Here is a 19,649-nt window from a genome sequence, read left to right on the forward strand (position 1 = left end):
TGATTGAGGAGTGATGTGATGAAGCGTTATGGCGTGGAAGGTGGAAAGGGTACCGGTGGGCAGCATATGCCTTTTGCTCGCGCGGTCGAAGCGGACGGCTGGCTGTTTGTTTCTGGCCAGACGCCGATGGAGAACGGCGAAGTGATCAACGGCGGCATCGTTGAGCAATCGCACAAGGCGATTCAGAACGTTTTTGCCATTCTCAAGGAAGCTGGATATGGGGCTGAGCACGTCGTGCGGTGTGGGGTGTGGCTCGATGATCCGCGCGATTTTGCTTCTTTCAATAAGGTGTTTCGTGAGTATTTTGGCGAGAATCCGCCTGCGCGGGCTTGTGTTGTGTCCAGCATGGTGATCGATTGCCGGGTGGAAGTGGATTGTGTCGCTTATAAGGCGCCTGGCGGCTAGGGGTTTGGTTTTTTGTTGTTTTTGCTTTGGCCTTTTCTTGTTCTGGGTTTTTGGCCTTTCCTTGCTTTGCTTTTGGTCTATTAGCGTCGCCCCTGTGCGGGGCGGCACCTACTTTTCTTTGTCCCCCAAGGGGACTTCCTTCGGGGCGTCTTCCAAAGAAAAGTAGGCAAAAGAAAGGCGCTTCGAAAACTCACCTTTTCCTGGTGCGTCGTTCATCGAGAATGGCAACCCATGAAGTGTCGCCCTCAAATCCCAGGCCGCCCCGCACAGGGGCAACACTAATAGACCAAATGCAAAACAAGGAAAGGCCAAAAAGCCAGAAGAACAAAATGCCGCCCTGCCAAAGGGGCCAAAAAAATCCAGAACAACAAAAAAATCACTGCCGCGCGGTACGCAAATTATCCGGCATGGGCAAATTAAAGTTAGTACGAAAAGGATTGATATCAAGCCCGCCGCGCCGCGTATAGCGCGCATAAACCGCCAGCTTGACAGGCCGGCAGGCCCTCGCCACATCGACAAAAATCCGCTCGACGCATTGTTCATGAAACCCGGTATGGTTGCGGTAGGAAATAATGTACCGCAATAACCCCGCATGATCGATCTGCGGACCGACATAATGAATCTGCACGCTGCCCCAGTCCGGCTGCCCGGTCACAGGGCAATTCGACTTCAGCAGATTCGAGAACACCGTCTCCTCGACAGGCGCCTCATCCAGAGCAGCAGTCAAAAACGAAGGCTCCGGATGGTACACAGACGTATCCAGATCCAGCCGGTCCAGCGACAACCCTTCGAACTCCTCAAGCGCAAGCTTGCCAAATTCAGCCGGCGGCGCGAGATGCAAGGAAACCGATGCGCCACTCGCAGCCGACACATCCCGCCTGATCGTCTCGCGTACGACGTCGATCGACTCGAACGCCGTGTGCGCAAACGAGCCAAGGTAAAGCTTGAACGACTTCGACTCGACAATATTCGGCGAATCGGCCGGAATAAAGAACGTCGCCACCGCGATCTGTGGCTTGCCCCGCGCGTTCAGCCACGAAAGCTCATACGCATTCCAGATGTCCGTGCCGAAGAACGGCAACTGCGCGCCAATGCCGATCGCCTCGCGCGCAACACCGCGCGCAATCGGGAAGAGCAGCGATGCGTCGTACTGTTCCGTATAGGAAGAAGGTTTGCCAAGCGGCGATTGTTCAGGTGTCATGATGCGTTCACGATGCCACTCACGACGTGCCCGGTCGCCGTAACCACGCGGGCCGATTCGCAATGGCGGATCTGGTCGTCGAAGAAAAAGTCCGGCTCGAACTCGCGCAGGAACTCACCCTTGTCGAGCCCACCGAGGAACATCGCTTCGTCGATTTCGATGTTCCATTGCATCAGCGTCCGGATCGCGCGCTCATGCGCGGGCGCGGAGCGCGCCGTCACCAGCGCGGTACGGATACGCATCGGCGCGCTCTGCGTCGGCGCGGCCTCGCCAGCCAGTTTCTGCAGACGATGCAGCGCGCCCAGCAGCGGCTTTAGCGGTCCGTCCGCGAGCGGCAGATCCTTCTTGTCAGTCTCGTGACCGATAAACGCGCCCAGCCCCTCCTTCTGGAACACGCGCTCGGCCTCGTCGGAAAACAGCACGGCGTCGCCGTCGAAGGCAATGCGAATCTCGTCTGGATGTCTGCTTGCCATTTTCGCCGATTCCGGCAGCACGCGCGCAGCCGGAAATCCGGCAGCCAGTGCGTCGCGCACGTCGTCCTGATTCGCGGACAGAAAGAGCGATGCGTTCAGCGGCTTCAGGTAGCCGAACGGCGCGCGCCCACGCGTGAACACGCCGCGCTCGATCGCAAGGCCATGCTCGCGGCACGAACTGAACGCGCGCAATCCGCTGATCGGATCGCTGCGCGACAGGATCACGACCTCCACGCGATGCGCGCCCTCGTTCAGCGCCAGCAACTTGCGAATCAGCGCAAACGCGACGCCCGGTCGTGCCGGCACGTTCAGACGCTGACGCTGCAATGCCTCGTAAGCCTGCAGGTCGCCGGCTTCGTAGACGCGGTTCTCTTCCTCGAAGTCGAACAGCGCCCGCGATGAAATCGCCACGACCAGCTTGTCTTCGAGCGAAAAAGCCATATGCGTCGACGTCCCGCGCCGTCAGGAAAGGAACAGCCGGTAAACCGGATTCGCGCTTTCTTCCCAGTATGGATAACCGAGCGAACCGAGGAAGCGCGCGAACTCGCCGTTCTCCGCGCCCGGCACCTGGATGCCGACGAGGATAGAACTGTAATCGGCACCCTGATTGCGGTAGTGAAACAGGCTGATGTTCCAGTTCGGCGCCATCGACGACAGGAACTTCATCAGCGCGCCCGGCCGTTCCGGAAACTCAAAGCGGAACAGGCGTTCGTCGTGAGCAAGCGGCGAGCGGCCGCCCACCATGTAACGGATGTGCTGCTTCGAGAGTTCGTCGTGCGTCAGGTCGACGGTCGCGAAACCGTGTTCCTCGAACGTTGTCGCGATCTCAGCCGATTCGCCGCGGTTCCTGATCTGCACGCCGACGAAGATGTGCGCCGAACTGGCATCCGCGATCCGGTAGTTGAATTCGGTCACGCTGCGTGTGCCGACCAGTTCGCAAAAGCGTCTGAAGCTGCCGCGCTCCTCGGGAATCGTGACGGCGAACACCGCCTCGCGCGCCTCGCCCACTTCGGCACGCTCCGCGACGAAGCGCATCCGGTCGAAATTCATGTTGGCGCCGGACGTGATCGCGACGAGCGTCTGCCCCTCGATGCCTTCGCGTTCCGCGTACTGCTTCGCGCCCGCTACCGCGAGCGCGCCCGCCGGCTCCAGCACGCTGCGCGTGTCCTGGAAGACATCCTTGATGGCGGCGCACAGCGCGTCGGTGTTCACGACCAGCACGTCGTCGAGGTACTCGCTGCACAGGCGGAACGTTTCTTCGCCGACCAGCTTCACCGCGGTGCCATCGGAGAAGAGACCGACTTCGTTCAGCGTGACGCGCTTTTTCGCCTTCAACGATTCGGCCATCGCGCACGAATCCTCAGTCTGCACGCCGATAACCTTGATCTCGGGGCGCACCGCCTTGACGTAGGCCGCGACGCCTGCCGCAAGACCGCCACCGCCGATCGGCACGAAGATCGCGTGCAGCGGCCCCTGGTGCTGGCGCAGGATCTCCATCGCGACGGTGCCCTGGCCGGCGATCACGTACGGATCGTCGAACGGATGCACGAACGTGAGTCCGCGTTCTTCCTGGAGTTGCGTGGCGTGCCCGTAGGCGTCGCTAAACGATTCGCCGAACTGCACGACTTCGACGGTCGGGCCGCCGTGGGCGCGCACCGCGTCGACTTTCACCTGAGGTGTCGTGACAGGCACCACGATGATCGCCTTCACGCCAAGCCGCGCCGCGGACAGCGCCACGCCCTGCGCGTGATTGCCCGCCGATGCCGTGATGATGCCGCGTTCCAGCGCATCGGCCGGCAGGTTCACCATCTTGTTGTACGCGCCGCGCAGCTTGAATGAGAAAACCGGCTGATTGTCCTCACGCTTTAGATAAATCGGGTTGCGCAACCGTGCCGACAGATTCGGCGCACGTTCGAGCTCGGTCTCGCGGGCCACGTCGTAGACGCGCGCGGTCAGGGTTTTCTTCAGATAGTCGTGGGAAGCCATGCGGGTGGCGCGCAACGCGCTTTGCGGGACAGGAAAGGGCTAATGATAGCGCCAACCGTCGTCCGGCTGGCTCTGGGGGCGCGAGCGCCGGGCGCCGTGCCTGTGTACGAAATGGATCGTCCATCGGCGGGGCAGACGCGTGAAACGCCTGTCGAAGCCTGATTCCGCCTCCGGCGCGCGCATGCATCATGCGTTAGAATCCGGTTTTGGAACAAGGATCGGAAGATGCACTGGCAGCCCCGGATCGACCATTTGATGCCCGTACCGCGTGAGTCCCGTCCCGCGGCGCAGCGGCACGTCCGGCATGCACGATCGTGTAGCTGCTAGCGCCGTGAGGCCGTCGATGTGATTTTCCGTCGTCCGGGCTTCACCCAACAGAAAGATTTCCAGAATTGCGCCCCACGCGCACTGTCAGCCGGCCTCTTCGTCTGAAGCGGGTTTTGCTGACCCACCGAGTCGTCCGAATATGAACGCACCTCAAGTTTTCGATCCGCACGGTGCCGCCGCCGCGGTAGCCGTCGACCTCGAACCGCGCCTGCGCGAAATCCCCTATAACTACACGTCGTTTTCCGATCGCGAAATCGTCATCCGGCTGCTGGGCGACGAAGCCTGGGCCGCGCTCGCCGAACTGCGCGCCGAACGCCGCACCGGCCGTTCGGCGCGGATGCTGTACGAAGTGCTCGGCGACATCTGGGTTGTGCGCCGCAATCCGTATCTGCAGGACGACCTGCTCGACAACCCGAAGCGCCGCACGCTGCTGATCGAAGCGCTGAACCATCGTCTGACCGAAATCGAGAAGCGTCGCAAAGCCGACCTGATCGAACATGGCGACGAAGCCGGCATCGACCGCGCGGCGCGCGTCGAAACGCTGGTCGCCGCCGCGCGCCGCGCCGTCGCGGATTTCGCAAGCGAGTTCGACAAAACCGCCGACCTGCGCAAGCGTGCGACCAAAGTGCTCGGCCGCCAGACGCAGAAGGACAACATCCGTTTCGACGGCCTGTCGCGCGTCTCGCACGTCACCGATGCGACCGACTGGCGCGTCGAATACCCGTTCGTCGTCCTGACGCCGGATACCGAAGCCGAAATCGCCGGCCTCATCAAGGCGTGCTTCGAACTCGGTCTGACCGTGATCCCGCGAGGCGGTGGCACGGGCTACACGGGCGGCGCGGTGCCGCTCACGCCGTTTGCGGCCGTCATCAACACCGAAAAGCTCGAAGAGCTCGGCGCTGTCGAGATGACCGAATTGCCCGGCGTCGGCCGGCGCGTCGCGACGATCTTCTCGGGCGCGGGTGTCGTCACGCGTCGTGTGACTGAAGCCGCCGAGCAGGCGGGTTTCGTGTTCGCGGTCGATCCGACCTCGCTCGACGCATCGTGTATCGGCGGCAACGTCGCGATGAACGCGGGCGGCAAGAAGGCGGTGCTGTGGGGCACGGCGCTCGACAACCTCGCCTGGTGGCGCATGGTCGACCCGGAGGGCAACTGGCTCGAAGTCACGCGTCTTGACCACAATATGGGCAAGATCCATGACATCCCGGTCGCGCGCTTCGAACTGAAGTGGTTCGACGGCGAGTACGCGCCGGGCGAAAAGCTGCTGCGCACCGAGTCGCTCGACATCGAAGGCCGGCGTTTCCGCAAGGAAGGGCTCGGCAAGGACGTCACCGACAAGTTCCTGGCCGGTCTGCCGGGCATCCAGAAGGAAGGCTGCGACGGTCTGATTACGTCGGCGCGCTGGGTGCTGCACAAGATGCCCGCGAATACGCGCACTGTCTGCCTCGAATTTTTCGGCCAGGCGCGCGAGGCGATTCCGAGCATCGTCGAAATCAAGGAATACCTGTTCGAGACGTCGAAGAAGGGCGGCGCGATTCTCGCGGGCCTCGAACATCTGGACGAGCGCTATCTGCGCGCGGTCGGCTACGCGACGAAGAGCAAGCGCAACGCGTTTCCGAAGATGGTGCTGATCGGCGATATCGTCGGCGATGACGCCGATGCGGTCGCGCAGGCCACGTCGGAAGTGGTGCGGATGGCCAACGGCAAGAGCGGCGAAGGGTTTGTCGCCGTGAGCGCGGAAGCGCGCAAGCGCTTCTGGCTCGACCGCAGCCGCACGGCCGCGATCGCGAAGCACACGAACGCGTTCAAGATCAACGAAGACGTCGTGATTCCGCTCAACCGGATGGGCGAGTACACGGACGGCATCGAGCGCATCAACATCGAGCTGTCGATCAAGAACAAGCTGCAACTGATCGATGCGCTCGAAGCGTTCTTCAAGGCCGGCAAGCTGCCGCTCGGCAAGAGCGACGACGCGAACGAAATTCCGAGCGCCGAGCTGCTCGAAGACCGCGTGCAGCAGGCGCTGGATCTGCTGAAGCACGTGCGTGCGCGTTGGGAGTTCCTGCGCGACAAGCTCGACCTGTCGCTGCGCGAGGCGCAGCACTACATGGTGCAGCTCGGCTATGAAGGTCTCGCGGAGAAATTCGCGGACCGCGTCGATGATCAACCGGACGCCACCGTTTTCCACGTGACGCAGGACCGTACGGTACGCGTGTCGTGGAAGCAGGAGATTCGCGCGGAATTGCGCCAGATTTTCGCGGGCGGCGAGTTCAAGCCGATCCTCGACGAAGCGCAGGCCATCCACAAGCAGATGCTGCGCGGCCGCGTGTTCGTCGCGCTGCACATGCACGCGGGCGACGGCAACGTTCACACGAATATTCCGGTCAATTCCGACAACTACGAGATGCTGCAGGACGCCCACACGGCGGTCGCGCGCATCATGAAGCTCGCGCGTTCGCTCGACGGCGTGATTTCCGGCGAGCACGGTATCGGCATCACGAAGCTCGAATTCCTGACGGAAGACGAAATCGGCGAATTCCGCGCGTACAAGCAGCGCGTCGACCCGCATGGCCGCTTCAACGCGGGCAAGCTGCTCCCGGGTGCGGACCTGCGTAACGCGTACACGCCGAGCTTTGGCCTGATGGGCTATGAGTCGCTGATCATGCAGCAGTCCGACATCGGCGCGATCGCCGATTCGGTGAAAGACTGCCTGCGCTGCGGCAAGTGCAAGCCGGTGTGCGCGACGCACGTGCCGCGCGCGAACCTGCTGTACAGCCCGCGCAACAAGATTCTCGCCACATCCTTGCTGGTCGAGGCGTTCCTGTACGAAGAGCAGACGCGCCGCGGCGTGTCGATCAAGCACTGGGACGAGTTCAACGACGTCGCCGATCACTGCACGGTCTGTCACAAGTGCGTGACGCCATGTCCGGTGAAGATCGACTTCGGCGACGTGACGATGAACATGCGCAACCTGCTGCGCAAGATGGGCAAGAAGAAGTTCAACCCGGGCAACGCGGCCGGCATGTTCTTCCTCAACGCCACTAACCCGCAGACCATCAATCTCGCGCGCACCGCGATGATGGGCGTGGGCTACAAGGCGCAGCGCCTCGGCAACGAGCTGCTGAAGAAGTTCGCGAAGAAGCAGACGACGCGTCCGCCGGCGACAGTCGGCAAGCCGCCCGTCGTCGAGCAGGTGATCCACTTCATGAACAAGAAGATGCCGGGTAATCTGCCGAAGAAAACGGCGCGCGCGCTGCTCGACATCGAAGACAACAAGATCGTGCCGATCATCCGCAACCCGAAGACGACCACGGCCGATTCGGAAGCGGTGTTCTACTTCCCGGGCTGCGGCTCGGAGCGTCTCTTCTCGCAGGTCGGCCTCGCGACCCAGGCGATGCTGTGGGAAGCGGGCGTGCAGACCGTGCTGCCGCCGGGTTACCTGTGCTGCGGCTATCCGCAGCGCGGCTCGGGTCAGTACGACAAGGCCGAGAAAATCGTGACGGATAACCGCGTGCTGTTCCATCGCGTCGCGAACACGCTGAACTACCTCGACATCAAGACGGTCGTGGTGTCGTGCGGCACGTGTTACGACCAGCTTGCGGGTTACGAATTCGAGAAGATCTTCCCGGGCTGCCGGATCATCGACATCCACGAATTCCTGCTTGAAAAGGGCATGAAGCTCGAAGGCGTCAGCGGCACGCGCTACATGTATCACGACCCGTGCCACACGCCGATCAAGACGATGGACCCGGTGAAACTCGTCAATGAACTGATGGGTTCCGAGCACGACGGCTACAAAATCGAGAAGAACGATCGTTGCTGCGGCGAATCGGGCACGCTCGCCGTGACGCGTCCGGATATCTCGACGCAGGTCCGCTTCCGCAAGGAAGAGGAGATGCGCAAGGGCGCGGCGCGGCTGCGTGCTATTCCGTTAGTCGGTGAGGTGGGGGCGAACCCGGCCGATCCGGCGAATGCGTCGGCGGGCGCGGCCGAAGGCTCGGTGCTGAAGGCCGGCAACGGCGCGCAGCCGGGCAAGGTGCCGGACATCAAGATTCTCACGAGCTGCCCGTCGTGCCTGCAGGGCCTGTCCCGCTATAACGAAGACTCGGGCACCGAAGCGGATTACATCGTCGTCGAAATGGCGCGTCACGTGCTGGGCGAGGAATGGATGGCCGACTATGTACAACGTGCGAACAATGGCGGAATCGAGCGCGTGCTGGTCTAATGACACGGCTGACATATCCGTGCGGGGAAGATGATGGATTGTGTATTTTGCCGGGAGGAAGGCGGCGATGTGCTGTGGCAGGACGATACGCTACGTGTCGTTCTGGCCGGTGAACACGATTACCCGGGCTTTTGCCGGGTAATCTGGAACGCGCATATCGCCGAGTTTTCCGATCTGTCTGAAGAAGAGCGTGATCGCGTGATGCGCGCGGTCTATGCGGTCGAACGTGCGATGCGTCGGGTGATGCAACCGGTGAAGGTGAATCTCGCGAGTCTTGGCAACCAGGTGCCGCACATGCACTGGCATGTGATTCCGCGCTTTTCCAACGACGCGCATTTTCCGCTGCCCATCTGGGCGCCGCGCCAGCGGACGGTGTCGGAGGCACTGCTGTCGCAGCGCCGCGCGCAGGCCACGCTGCTGCGCGAAGCGGTACGCACCGAAATCGAACAAGCTCTCGCCTGAGGTCATCATGAGCGGACTGACTCCTGACACGCCGGTTCCGACCGGCGTCGTCGTTCACGCGAAATCGCACGTGCTCGAACTCCAGTACGGTGAGGGCGAAAGCTACCGCGTACCGTTCGAGCTTCTGCGCGTGTTTTCGCCGTCAGCGGAAGTGCGCGGCCACGGTCCGGGTCAGGAAACGCTGCAGACCGGCAAGCGCGATGTGTCGATCGTATCGATCGAAGGTGTCGGTAACTACGCGCTGCAGCCGACCTTCTCGGACGGCCATTCGACCGGCCTCTATTCGTGGGACCTGCTGTACGACATCGCGGTCCGCCAGGACGAACTGTGGCGCGAGTACCTCGGCAAGCTCGAAGCGGCGGGCGTCGACCGCGACGCGCCGATGGACGCAGCGGGCGCCCCCCAGGGTCACGGGCACGGACATTGCCACTGATCAGATCGTCCGCTGGTACGATGCGGCCTGCGCGCCGGATATTGCGGCGCAACATTCCAGAATACGCGAAAGGACAAGCGCGATGAACAAAACCCACTTCGGCTTTCAGACAGTCGACGAACAGGAAAAAGCGAAGAAGGTGGCGGGTGTGTTCCACTCGGTCGCCACCAACTACGACCTGATGAACGATCTGATGTCGGGCGGGCTGCATCGCGCGTGGAAGATGTTCACGATCGCCCAGGCGGCTGTGCGGCCGGGCTTCAAGGTGCTCGATATCGCGGGCGGCACCGGCGATCTTTCGAAGGCGTTCGCGAAGCAGGCGGGCTCGACGGGCGAAGTCTGGCACACGGACATCAACGAATCGATGCTGCGCGTGGGCCGCGACCGTCTGCTCGACAAGGGCGTGATCACGCCGGCGCTGTTGTGCGATGCCGAGAAAATTCCCTTTCCGGACAACTACTTCGACGTGGTCACGGTCGCCTTCGGGTTGCGCAACATGACGCATAAGGACGTGGCGCTGGCAGAAATGCGCCGCGTGCTGAAGCCGGCCGGGCGGCTGCTCGTGCTGGAGTTCTCGAAAGTCTGGGATCCGCTGAAGAAAGCCTACGACGTCTACTCGTTCAAGGTGCTGCCGTGGCTCGGCGACCGCTTCGCGAAAGACGCCGAAAGCTATCGCTACCTTGCCGAATCGATCCGCATGCATCCGGATCAGGAAACTTTAAAAACAATGATGGAACAAGCGGGCCTCGATGCCGTCAAATATTACAATTTGTCAGCTGGTGTGGTAGCTTTACACGTGGGGACGAAATACTAGCGTCCTAAATCATTGTTTTTTAAGGAATGTGAAAAATGTCTGATTCCGTTGTGTTAGCTTCCCGTAAGAAATCGGGTTCCTGGGCGAGGCGAATCGGACTGCTGGCGATGGTCGGTCTGATCATGGCCGGAACGCTCGCCTCGCTCGACGCCGAGGCGCGTCGCATGGGCGGTGGGCGTAGCTTCGGCCGCCAGTCGAACACCATGCAGCGTTCCACCACGCCGCCGCCGGCGCAGCCCGCACAACCCGCGCAGCAATCGGCACAAGGCGCCCAGGCGCAGCGCGCGCAACCGGCGCCGGGTGCCACGCCCGCGCCGAACCGTTCGCGCTGGCTTGGCCCGATCGCAGGTCTCGCCGCCGGTCTCGGTATCGCCGCGCTGCTGTCGCACTTCGGCCTCGGCGAGGCATTTGCCGGCGCGATGGCGAACTTCATCATCATCGCGTTGATCGCGATGGTAGCCATCTGGCTGATCCGCAAGTTCATCGGGCGCAAGCGTGACGCCGGTACGCCGGCCTATGCGGGCGGCGCCGGTTCGCCGACGTTAAATGCCGGCGGAACCGGCTATTCGACGCGCGAGCCCTCTTATACGGCACCGCCGTCGGGCCCGTATTCCGCGCCGCTGGGCGGTCCGTCGGGTACGCCGGCGCTCAGCGCCGCGCCTTCGGTGCCCGCGAACTTCGACACGGAAGCGTTCCTGCGTAACGCGAAGGTGTACTTCGTGCGGCTGCAGGCTGCGTGGGACGTCGGCAACATGGAAGACATCCGCGAATTCACGACGCCGGAAATGTTCGCCGAGGTGAAGGTGGATCTTTCCTCGCGCGGCGGGGAGGCGAACCAGACGGACGTCGTGCAGCTGAACGCGGACCTGCTGGGCGTCGAGGACCGCGGCGCCGAGTACCTGGCGAGCGTGCGCTTCTCGGGCCTGATTCGCGAGACGGCGGACGCTTCGGCCGAGCCGTTCGTGGAAATCTGGAACCTGTCGAAGTCGACACACGCCAACGAAGGCTGGCTGCTCGCCGGCATCCAGCAGGTCGCGCAGCATTGACCCGGAGGCCGGGCACGCTGCACAAGCACCCGGTCGATCGTTCACCGGTCGTCTGACTGGCCGTTCGGCATAGACAGTCCGCAAGCCAACGGACGTTACAATAGGAACCCGCGCTGGCAGATCGCCGGCGCGGGTTTTTTCTTATCCACTTCCGATGACCCTCGCCGCCAAGCCCTTCGCTGCTGCCGTCAACCATCTGCTCGCCCGCGAATCGTGGGCACGCGAGCGCCTCGCTCCCTACGCCGGCAAGACCGCCCGGCTCACCTGTTCGCCTGTCACGCTGATACTGCTCGTCGGGCCGGACGGCTATCTGTCCGCGGTCGACGAATCCGTCACGCAGCAGTTCGACGTCGTGGTGTCCGTGCCGTCGGATGCGCTGCCCGCGTTCGTGCAGGGCGGTCAGGCCGCGGTCATGAAGCACGTGAAGATCGAGGGCGATGCCGAATTCGCCACGGTGATCGCGAAGCTCGCCGAGCATCTACGCTGGGAGCCGGAAGAAGATCTCGCGAAACTGATCGGCGACGGCCCGGCGGTGCGCGTCGCTTCGCTGGCACGGTCGGCGCACGGGCAGGCGCTTCGCACGGGCCGCAATCTGCTCGATTCGGTCGCGGAATATCTGCTCGACGAAAAGCCGCAACTGGTGCGGCGCACGGCGCTCGACGACTTCAACGCCGAACTCGCCCGGGCGCGCGATGCGCTGGCGCGCGTCGAAAAGCGCGTCGAACGTCTTGAACACAAGGTTGAAGCCCGTGACGCCGATGCGTCGGGCGGAGCCGCCACTTCGCGCGGCACGCGCTAGTCACCGGGCTCTACGATGCGTTTTCTGCGCTTTCTAAAAATATTCTTTACCGTCATCCGTTTTGGTCTTGACGAAATGATGTTGAGCCGCGTCAACGACCGGCGCGTGCGTCTGCTGCTGCGTATCACCACGATCGGCCGCAAGTTCGAGCAACCGCCGGGCGTGCGTCTTCGTCTGGCGCTCGAAAGCCTCGGGCCGATCTTCGTGAAGTTCGGTCAGGTGCTGTCCACGCGGCGCGATCTGCTCCCCGTCGATATCGCCAACGAACTTGCGAAGCTCCAGGATCAGGTGCCACCGTTCGATTCGGATGTCGCGATCGCGATCGTCGAAAAATCGCTGGGCGCGCCCGTCGGTGTGCTGTTCGACGATTTCGAGCGGGTGCCGGTGGCGAGCGCGTCGATCGCGCAGGTGCACTTCGCGAAGGTGAAGGCCGGTCAGCACGCGGGCAAGCCGGTGGCGGTCAAGGTGCTGCGGCCGAACATGCTGCCTGTGATCGATTCCGATCTCGCGCTCATGCGCGATCTCGCCGTGTGGGCCGAGCGTCTGTGGGCGGACGGCAAGCGCCTGAAGCCGCGCGAGGTGGTCGGCGAATTCGACAAATACCTGCACGACGAACTCGACCTGATGCGTGAGGCCGCGAACGGCAGCCAGCTGCGCCGCAATTTCGCCGGGCTGGACCTGCTGCTCGTGCCCGAGATGTACTGGGAATTCTGCACACCCAATGTGCTCGTGATGGAGCGGATGGTCGGTGTGCCGATCAGCCAGGTGGAAACGCTGCGCGCGGCAGGCGTCGATATTCCGAAGCTGGCGCGCGAAGGGGTCGAGATTTTCTTTACCCAGGTGTTCCGCGACGGTTTTTTTCACGCCGACATGCACCCGGGCAACATCCAGGTGAGTCTCGACCCCAGGCACTTCGGGCGCTATATCGCGCTTGATTTCGGCATCATCGGCGCGCTGTCGGACTTCGATAAAAACTATCTCGCGCAGAACTTTCTCGCGTTCTTCAAGCGCGACTACCACCGCGTCGCGACGCTGCATCTGGAGTCCGGCTGGGTGCCGAAAACGACCCGCGTCGAAGAACTCGAAAGCGCGATTCGCGCGGTATGCGAACCCTACTTCGATCGCGCGCTGAAGGATATTTCGCTCGGTCAGGTGCTGCTGCGTCTCTTCTCGACGTCGCGGCGCTTTAACGTCGAGATCCAGCCGCAGCTCGTGCTGCTGCAAAAGACGATGCTGAACGTCGAGGGTCTGGGCCGCTCGCTCGATCCCGAGCTTGATCTGTGGAAAACGGCAAAACCGTATCTCGAACGCTGGATGAACGAGCAGATCGGGCTGTCCGGATGGTACGAGCGGCTCAAGATCGAAGCGCCGCAGTGGAGCAAGACGCTGCCGCAACTGCCGCGCCTGATCCATCACGCGCTGGCGTCGCGCCACGACGCCCAGCACGGCCAGCCGCACAACGACGTCATGCGCATGATCCTGCTGGAGCAGAAGCGGACCAACCGGCTGCTGCAGGGGCTGCTGATGTTCGGCATTGCCGCGGGCATCGGCGCGGTGGTCGCACGCGTCTGGCTGGCGATGTTGTATGGCGGGTGATCGTTGCCCGACCCTGGCCTGACCGGGAGATATCGATGAACGCTGATTCAAACCGTCCTCCGCTGCCCTCCGGCGCGCGCCAGACTGCGCCGGAATTCGTCTCGCGCGATCCGGATTCGCCTGCGTTCTGGGACGAGCGCTTCGAGCGCGGTTTCATGCCGTGGGATCAGGCGGGCGTGCCGCCAGCGTTCAAGGCTTTCGCGGCAAGGCACGCAGAAGGTGCCGTGCTGATTCCCGGCTGCGGCAGCGCATGGGAAGCACTCGCGCTCGGGCAGGAAGGGCGTCAGGTGCGCGCCATCGATTTCTCGCCGAACGCGGTCGCCACCGCGCGCAAGCAGTTGGGCGCCTACGCGTCAGTCGTCGAACAGGCGGATTTCTTCGCGTATGAGCCGCCGTTCACGCCAGCCTGGATCTACGAGCGCGCGTTTCTCTGTGCGCTGCCGAAAGCCCGCTGGGGCGATTATGCGCAGCGAATGGCCGCGTTGCTGCCGGCAGGGGCGTTGCTCGCCGGCTTCTACTTTCTCGGCGCGACGCCGAAAGGGCCGCCATTCGGCATCGAGCGTGAGGAGCTGGAAGCCTTGCTGGTGCCGCATTTCGAGCTGATCGAAGACGAGGCCGTCGCGGATTCGATACCGGTATTCGCCGGGCGTGAACGCTGGATGACATGGCGTCGCCGCGGGGTTGCAGCAGCTTGATCCGGGCTGCAACGCCCCCATTTAGTGCCACGGCGGGTCTGTCCCGCCGCAGGTCCCGATTTCCGGGGCGGCAAACCGTTTGCGGCTATAATTCAAGGCTTTGCAGGCGTTTACAGGATTTTTCGCAGGGAATAAAGATCATGCCGATCTACGCTTATCGTTGTGAATCATGCGGCTTTGGGAAGGACGTGCTTCAGAAGATGAGCGACGCCCCGCTGACGCAATGCCCGGAATGTGGCAAAGACGCGTTCCGCAAACAGGTTACGGCCGCGGGTTTCCAGCTGAAGGGCTCGGGCTGGTACGTCACCGACTTTCGCGGTGGCTCGGGCGGCGCGAATGCAGCCGCGAAGCCCGCCGCCGGTGAAAACGGCGCCGCCGAACCGGCGAAGGCCGGGAGCGGCAAGAGCGAAGCGGGTTCGTCGCCTGCTGGCACGGACAGCGGCAAAGCCACGCCGGCCACGCCGGCCGCCGCGGCGCCCGCATCGAGTTCGGGCGCGGACAGCGCATAACAGCATCGCAGCCCGCAAGGGCGACAAGCACACCGCGGCGGATCGATCCCGCGCGGTTCACTGGCGCTACACATGACGACGAAAAAGACGACGCTCAAATCGGTGTTCCTGACTGGCCTGCTGGTGCTGGTGCCGCTCGCCATCACCCTGTGGGTGCTGGGCCTCATCATCGGCACGATGGACCAGACGCTGCTGCTGCTGCCGGAATCCTGGCAGCCGGAGCGCGCGCTCGGGTTCCGCCTGCCGGGGCTCGGCGCGGTGCTGACGATCGCGTTTATTTTTATCGTCGGACTATTGACGCAGAACTTCATCGGGCAGACGCTCGTGAAGTGGTGGGAAGTCGTCGTGCGTCATATCCCGGTGGTCGGTCCGATCTATACCAGCGTGAAGCAGGTGTCGGACACGCTGCTTTCCAGCAGCGGCAACGCGTTTCGCAAGGCGTTGCTGATCGAGTATCCGCGCAAGGGTTCCTACACGATCGCGTTTCTGACGGGCATTCCCGGCGGCGACGTGGTCAACCACCTGAAGGAAGAACACGTGAGCGTGTACGTGCCCACGACGCCGAATCCGACGTCCGGCTTCTTCCTGATGGTGCCGAAGAGCGAGGTCGTCGAACTCGATATGACGGTCGACGCCGCGCTCAAGTACATCGTTTCGATGGGTGTCGTGGCGCCGTCCGTGCCCGTGCAGCCGGCGCCGGTGCGCCGCGCTACCCCCATCGAACCTCCGCTGTAATGCCGGAGCGCGTCGCTAGCCGGCGCGCACCGTTCGATCAATGCAAAACGAAAGACAAACATCATGTCGATGAGATCTGAATACTGCGGTCTGGTGACCGAACACCTGCTGGGCCAAACCGTGTCGCTGTGCGGCTGGGTGAGCCGTCGTCGCGACCACGGCGGCGTCATCTTCATCGACCTGCGCGATCGCGAAGGCCTCGTTCAGGTCGTCTGCGATCCGGACCGCGCGGAGATGTTCAAGATCGCCGAAGGCGTGCGTAACGAGTTCTGCGTGCGCGTTCAGGGCGTTGTCCGCAACCGTCCGGAAGGCACGGTGAACGCTGGCCTGAAGAGCGGCAAGATCGAAGTGCTGTGCCACGAACTGACGGTGCTGAACGCATCGGTCACGCCGCCGTTCCAGCTCGACGACGACAACCTGTCGGAAACCACGCGCCTCACGCATCGTGTGCTCGACCTGCGCCGTCCGCAGATGCAGCACAACCTGCGACTGCGCTATCGCGTGGCGATGGAAGTGCGCAAGTACCTCGACGCGCAAGGTTTCATCGACATCGAAACGCCGATGCTCACCAAGAGCACGCCGGAAGGCGCGCGCGATTACCTCGTGCCGTCGCGCACGAACCCGGGCCAGTTCTTCGCGCTGCCGCAGTCGCCGCAACTGTTCAAGCAACTGCTGATGGTGGCGAACTTCGACCGCTACTACCAGATCGTCAAGTGCTTCCGCGACGAAGATCTGCGCGCCGACCGTCAGCCGGAATTCACGCAGATCGACTGCGAAACCTCGTTCCTCACCGAACAGGAAATCCGCGATCTGTTTGAAGCGATGATCCGTCACGTGTTCAAGGAAACGATCGGCGTTCAGCTCGACGAGAAATTCCCGGTCATGCTGTATTCGGAAGCCATGCGCCGTTTCGGTTCGGACAAACCGGACCTGCGCGTGAAGCTCGAATTCACCGACCTGACCGATGTCATGAAGGATGTCGACTTCAAGGTGTTCAGCGCGCCGGCCAACACGAAAGACGGCCGCGTCGCGGCGCTGCGCGTGCCGAAGGGCGGCGAGCTTTCGCGTGGCGACATCGACAGTTACACGGAATTCGTGCGTATCTATGGCGCGAAGGGTCTCGCGTGGGTCAAGGTCAACGAAGCCGCGAAAGGTCGTGACGGTCTGCAAAGCCCGATCGTCAAGAACCTGCACGATGCGTCGATCGCGGCGATCCTCGAGCGCACCGGCGCGCAGGACGGCGACATCATTTTCTTCGCGGCAGACCGCGCGAAGGTGGTGAACGACAGCCTCGGCGCGCTGCGTCTGAAGATCGGCCATTCGGAATTCGGCAAGGCGAACAGCCTCGTCGAGGACGGCTGGAAGCCGCTGTGGGTGGTCGATTTCCCGATGTTCGAGTACGACGAGGAAGAAGCGCGCCACGTTGCCGCTCACCATCCGTTCACGAGCCCGAAGGACGAGCATCTGGAATATCTGGAAACGGATCCGGGCCGCTGCCTCGCGAAGGCCTACGACATGGTGCTGAACGGCTGGGAAATCGGCGGCGGTTCGGTTCGTATCTATCAGGAAGAAGTGCAGAGCAAGGTGTTCCGCGCGCTCAAGATCAACGCCGAGGAAGCCCGTGCGAAGTTCGGCTTCCTGCTCGACGCGCTGCAGTACGGCGCGCCGCCGCACGGCGGTATCGCGTTCGGTCTCGACCGCATCGTGACGATGATGGCGCGCGCCGATTCGATCCGCGACGTGATCGCGTTCCCGAAGACGCAACGCGCGCAAGACCTGCTTACGCAGGCGCCGAGCGAAGTGGACGAGCGCCAGCTGCGCGAACTCCACATCCGTCTGCGTCAGCCGGAACCGAAGGTTCAGTAAGCGTTCGCCGGGCGTCCGAACCGGCTTCAGCTGCATCAGGGAAAAAGGCGCGCCATGCGCCTTTTTCTCTTTATGCGTTACAGTCGAAGCGAACCCGATCCACTGACTGACACGTATCGTGCGTACCCTGCGCGTGCACGGTGCGTTGCCTGATTACCGATCACCATGCCGAAACCGCCGAAGATTCCGGAGTCTGTTCTTGTCGTCATCCATACGCCGCAACTCGACGTGCTGATTATCGAACGGGCCGACCGGCCGGGCTTCTGGCAATCCGTGACGGGATCGAAGGATCACGTCGACGAGCCCATCGTCGAAACGGCCATGCGTGAAGTCGGTGAGGAAACGGGTATCGTCACCGGTTCGCCCGGGGTGCCGGCCAGCGCGTTGCTCGACTGGCAACATCAGATCGAATACGAGATTTACCCGGTGTGGCGCCATCGTTATGCAGAAGGCGTGACGCGTAACGTCGAGCACTGGTTCAGCCTTCAGGTGCCAGGCCGCATCGAGGTGACACTCGCACCGCGCGAGCACACCGCTTACGCCTGGTTGCCGTACGAGCAGGCGGCGGCGCGCTGCTTCTCATCGTCGAACCGGGAAGCCATCCTGCAACTGCCGACGCGCCTCGCAGCGCGCCTGGGATGACGAGCCTCGCCACGCGGCGTTTCGCGCGGCTCCGCCAGAGCCTTCGCAGCCGGCGTTACTGGCGGCGCTATCGCTTCACCACCGGCAACGGCGTCGAGCTCTTTCGCTCGGGCAGCGAATACTTCGACACGCTGACACGTCGAATCGACGCCGCGACACGCGATGTTGCGCTCGAGACGTACATCTTCTGCGACGACGAAGCCGGCCAGAACGTGTCCGCCGCGCTGCTGAGAGCCGCCGCGCGGGGCGTGCGGGTACGCGTGATCACCGACGGTATCGGCACCGCGAAGCTCGCGCTTTTCAACGACTGGCCGTCGATCGGCGTCGAACACCGCATCTACAACCCGCATATCTTTGGCCGCTTCGGCTTCTCACGCACGCACCGCAAGCTCGCGGTGATCGACGACACGTACGCGTACTGCGGCGGTATCAATATCGTCGACGACTTCGACAACAACGGCGAGCGCCTGCCGTATCCTCGCTGGGACTTCGCGGTCGAACTGAGCGGGCCGGTGGTGACCGACATCCGCGAAGCGTTCGAGGTGCAGTGGCGCCGCATTCGCATCGGATACCGGCAGGTCGAACCGCCCGGCACGGACGGCAAGCCGCCGCCCGATCTGGGCCGCTCCGCGCGTTGGCGGATGCGTCGTCGCGCGCGCGGCGACGTGCGCGAAACCGGGCTGCCGTGCGTGGCGTTCGTCGCGCGCGATAACCTGGTCAATCGTCGTGCGATCGAAAAGGCGTATCTGACCGCGATTGGCCAGGCACGCACCGAGGTGCTGCTCGCCAATCCGTACTTCATGCCGGGCCGCAAGCTGCGACGCGCGCTCACGCATGCGGCGCGGCGCGGCGTCGAGGTGCGGCTCATCATCGGGCGCAAGGAGTTCGCCGCGCTCGATTACGCGGTGCCGTTCCTGTACCGGTCGCTGCTGCGCGCGGGCGTCAAGATCGCCGAATACGAAAAGACGCTGCTGCACGGCAAGGTCGCGGTCGTCGATTCGAGCTGGGGAACGGTGGGTTCGTCGAACCTCGACGCGCTCAGCCTGCTCGTCAACAACGAGGCGAACGTCGTGCTGGTGGCCGATCCCGAGATCCACGATCTGCGCGCCGCGATCCTGACGGCGTTCGACGAGTCGCGCCGCATCGACCTCGCACGCTACGAAGCGCGTCCGCGCGGCGAGCGCATCCTCAACTGGCTGGCCTACAACACGTACCGGGCGGTCATGAAGGTGCTGACGGTGGGCGGCTACGACTGACGCCCGGGCTCTGCCGGGTCGTCAGCCTGCGAAAGTCATCGCCGAGCCTTTCCGGCAGGCCGGCGCAATCCGGGTAATTCACCTGGATACACCGGCGCGTCGAGCCGGTAAAACTGTCATTAAGCGGCATGAGCGAACAATCCCGAAAATTACGCCTCGTCCGATTGACGGATGCCGCA

At 63.1% G+C, this 19,649-nt stretch carries 17 protein-coding genes; 14 read left to right on the forward strand and 3 right to left on the reverse strand.

The annotated features are described in order from the left end of the window. Positions 1-18 precede the first annotated feature (18 nt). A complete protein-coding gene (locus tag LPA37_RS02830) occupies positions 19-405 on the forward strand; it encodes a RidA family protein (protein WP_090527857.1) in 387 nt (128 codons plus the stop codon). Between the two features lie 376 nt (positions 406-781). On the opposite strand, the gene queF is transcribed toward LPA37_RS02830, so the two are convergent. Genes queF through ilvA form a run of 3 tightly spaced genes read right to left on the reverse strand, consistent with a single transcriptional unit; the run spans position 782 to position 4,065 of the window. Beyond that, positions 782-1,606, reverse strand: a complete 825-nt coding sequence (gene queF, locus LPA37_RS02835; protein ID WP_229011345.1) for an NADPH-dependent 7-cyano-7-deazaguanine reductase QueF — start codon at positions 1,604-1,606, stop codon at positions 782-784. After that, positions 1,603-2,520: a 5'-nucleotidase gene (locus LPA37_RS02840; protein WP_228978933.1), complete on the reverse strand. Its 918-nt coding sequence runs from the start codon at positions 2,518-2,520 to the stop codon at positions 1,603-1,605. Before LPA37_RS02840 ends, queF begins: the two co-directional genes overlap by 4 nt. A gap of 21 nt (positions 2,521-2,541) precedes the next feature. After that, positions 2,542-4,065: a threonine ammonia-lyase, biosynthetic gene (ilvA, locus tag LPA37_RS02845; RefSeq protein WP_229011348.1), complete on the reverse strand. Its 1,524-nt coding sequence runs from the start codon at positions 4,063-4,065 to the stop codon at positions 2,542-2,544. 466 nt (positions 4,066-4,531) lie between these two features. On the opposite strand from ilvA, the gene LPA37_RS02850 reads away from it, so the two are divergent. The 13 genes from LPA37_RS02850 (at position 4,532) to LPA37_RS02910 (ending at position 19,470) form a co-directional block, all read left to right on the forward strand. Then, the gene (locus LPA37_RS02850; protein ID WP_229011349.1) at positions 4,532-8,617 is read left to right on the forward strand and encodes a DUF3683 domain-containing protein; all 4,086 of its coding nucleotides are present in this window, start codon (positions 4,532-4,534) and stop codon (positions 8,615-8,617) included. A gap of 33 nt (positions 8,618-8,650) precedes the next feature. Further along, a complete protein-coding gene (locus LPA37_RS02855) occupies positions 8,651-9,079 on the forward strand; it encodes an HIT family protein (protein ID WP_229011420.1) in 429 nt (142 codons plus the stop codon). Positions 9,080-9,086: 7 nt separating this feature from the next. Then, positions 9,087-9,512 carry a gamma-butyrobetaine hydroxylase-like domain-containing protein gene (locus tag LPA37_RS02860; RefSeq protein ID WP_228978929.1) on the forward strand — a complete coding sequence of 142 codons (426 nt, stop codon included), beginning with the start codon at positions 9,087-9,089 and terminating at the stop codon, positions 9,510-9,512. Between the two features lie 82 nt (positions 9,513-9,594). Beyond that, on the forward strand, positions 9,595-10,326 hold the full coding sequence (ubiE, locus tag LPA37_RS02865) for a bifunctional demethylmenaquinone methyltransferase/2-methoxy-6-polyprenyl-1,4-benzoquinol methylase UbiE (RefSeq protein ID WP_228978927.1): 732 nt from the start codon (positions 9,595-9,597) through the stop codon (positions 10,324-10,326). A 35-nt stretch (positions 10,327-10,361) separates the two neighbouring features. After that, entirely contained in the window at positions 10,362-11,372 is a 1,011-nt protein-coding gene (locus LPA37_RS02870) for a Tim44 domain-containing protein (RefSeq protein WP_228978926.1), read from the forward strand. A gap of 154 nt (positions 11,373-11,526) precedes the next feature. After that, positions 11,527-12,171 carry a ubiquinone biosynthesis accessory factor UbiJ gene (locus LPA37_RS02875; protein WP_228978923.1) on the forward strand — a complete coding sequence of 215 codons (645 nt, stop codon included), beginning with the start codon at positions 11,527-11,529 and terminating at the stop codon, positions 12,169-12,171. Positions 12,172-12,186: 15 nt separating this feature from the next. Beyond that, on the forward strand, positions 12,187-13,767 hold the full coding sequence (ubiB, locus tag LPA37_RS02880; protein ID WP_228978922.1) for a ubiquinone biosynthesis regulatory protein kinase UbiB: 1,581 nt from the start codon (positions 12,187-12,189) through the stop codon (positions 13,765-13,767). A 35-nt stretch (positions 13,768-13,802) separates the two neighbouring features. Continuing rightward, a complete protein-coding gene (locus LPA37_RS02885) occupies positions 13,803-14,462 on the forward strand; it encodes a TPMT family class I SAM-dependent methyltransferase (RefSeq protein ID WP_229011351.1) in 660 nt (219 codons plus the stop codon). A gap of 140 nt (positions 14,463-14,602) precedes the next feature. Continuing rightward, a complete protein-coding gene (locus tag LPA37_RS02890; protein WP_228978919.1) occupies positions 14,603-14,971 on the forward strand; it encodes an FmdB family zinc ribbon protein in 369 nt (122 codons plus the stop codon). 72 nt (positions 14,972-15,043) lie between these two features. After that, positions 15,044-15,706, forward strand: coding sequence for a DUF502 domain-containing protein (locus LPA37_RS02895; protein ID WP_228978917.1), 663 nt, complete (start codon positions 15,044-15,046; stop codon positions 15,704-15,706). A 63-nt stretch (positions 15,707-15,769) separates the two neighbouring features. Beyond that, positions 15,770-17,572, forward strand: coding sequence for an aspartate--tRNA ligase (aspS, locus tag LPA37_RS02900; protein WP_228978916.1), 1,803 nt, complete (start codon positions 15,770-15,772; stop codon positions 17,570-17,572). Between the two features lie 165 nt (positions 17,573-17,737). Next, positions 17,738-18,214, forward strand: coding sequence for a dihydroneopterin triphosphate diphosphatase (nudB, locus tag LPA37_RS02905; protein ID WP_228978914.1), 477 nt, complete (start codon positions 17,738-17,740; stop codon positions 18,212-18,214). Continuing rightward, positions 18,211-19,470 carry a phospholipase D-like domain-containing protein gene (locus LPA37_RS02910; RefSeq protein ID WP_229011353.1) on the forward strand — a complete coding sequence of 420 codons (1,260 nt, stop codon included), beginning with the start codon at positions 18,211-18,213 and terminating at the stop codon, positions 19,468-19,470. The genes nudB and LPA37_RS02910 overlap by 4 nt, the downstream gene beginning before the upstream one ends. Positions 19,471-19,649: the final 179 nt, after the last annotated feature.

The organism is Paraburkholderia gardini, assembly GCF_907164545.1.
GTDB classification, from domain to species: Bacteria; Pseudomonadota; Gammaproteobacteria; order Burkholderiales; family Burkholderiaceae; genus Paraburkholderia; species Paraburkholderia gardini.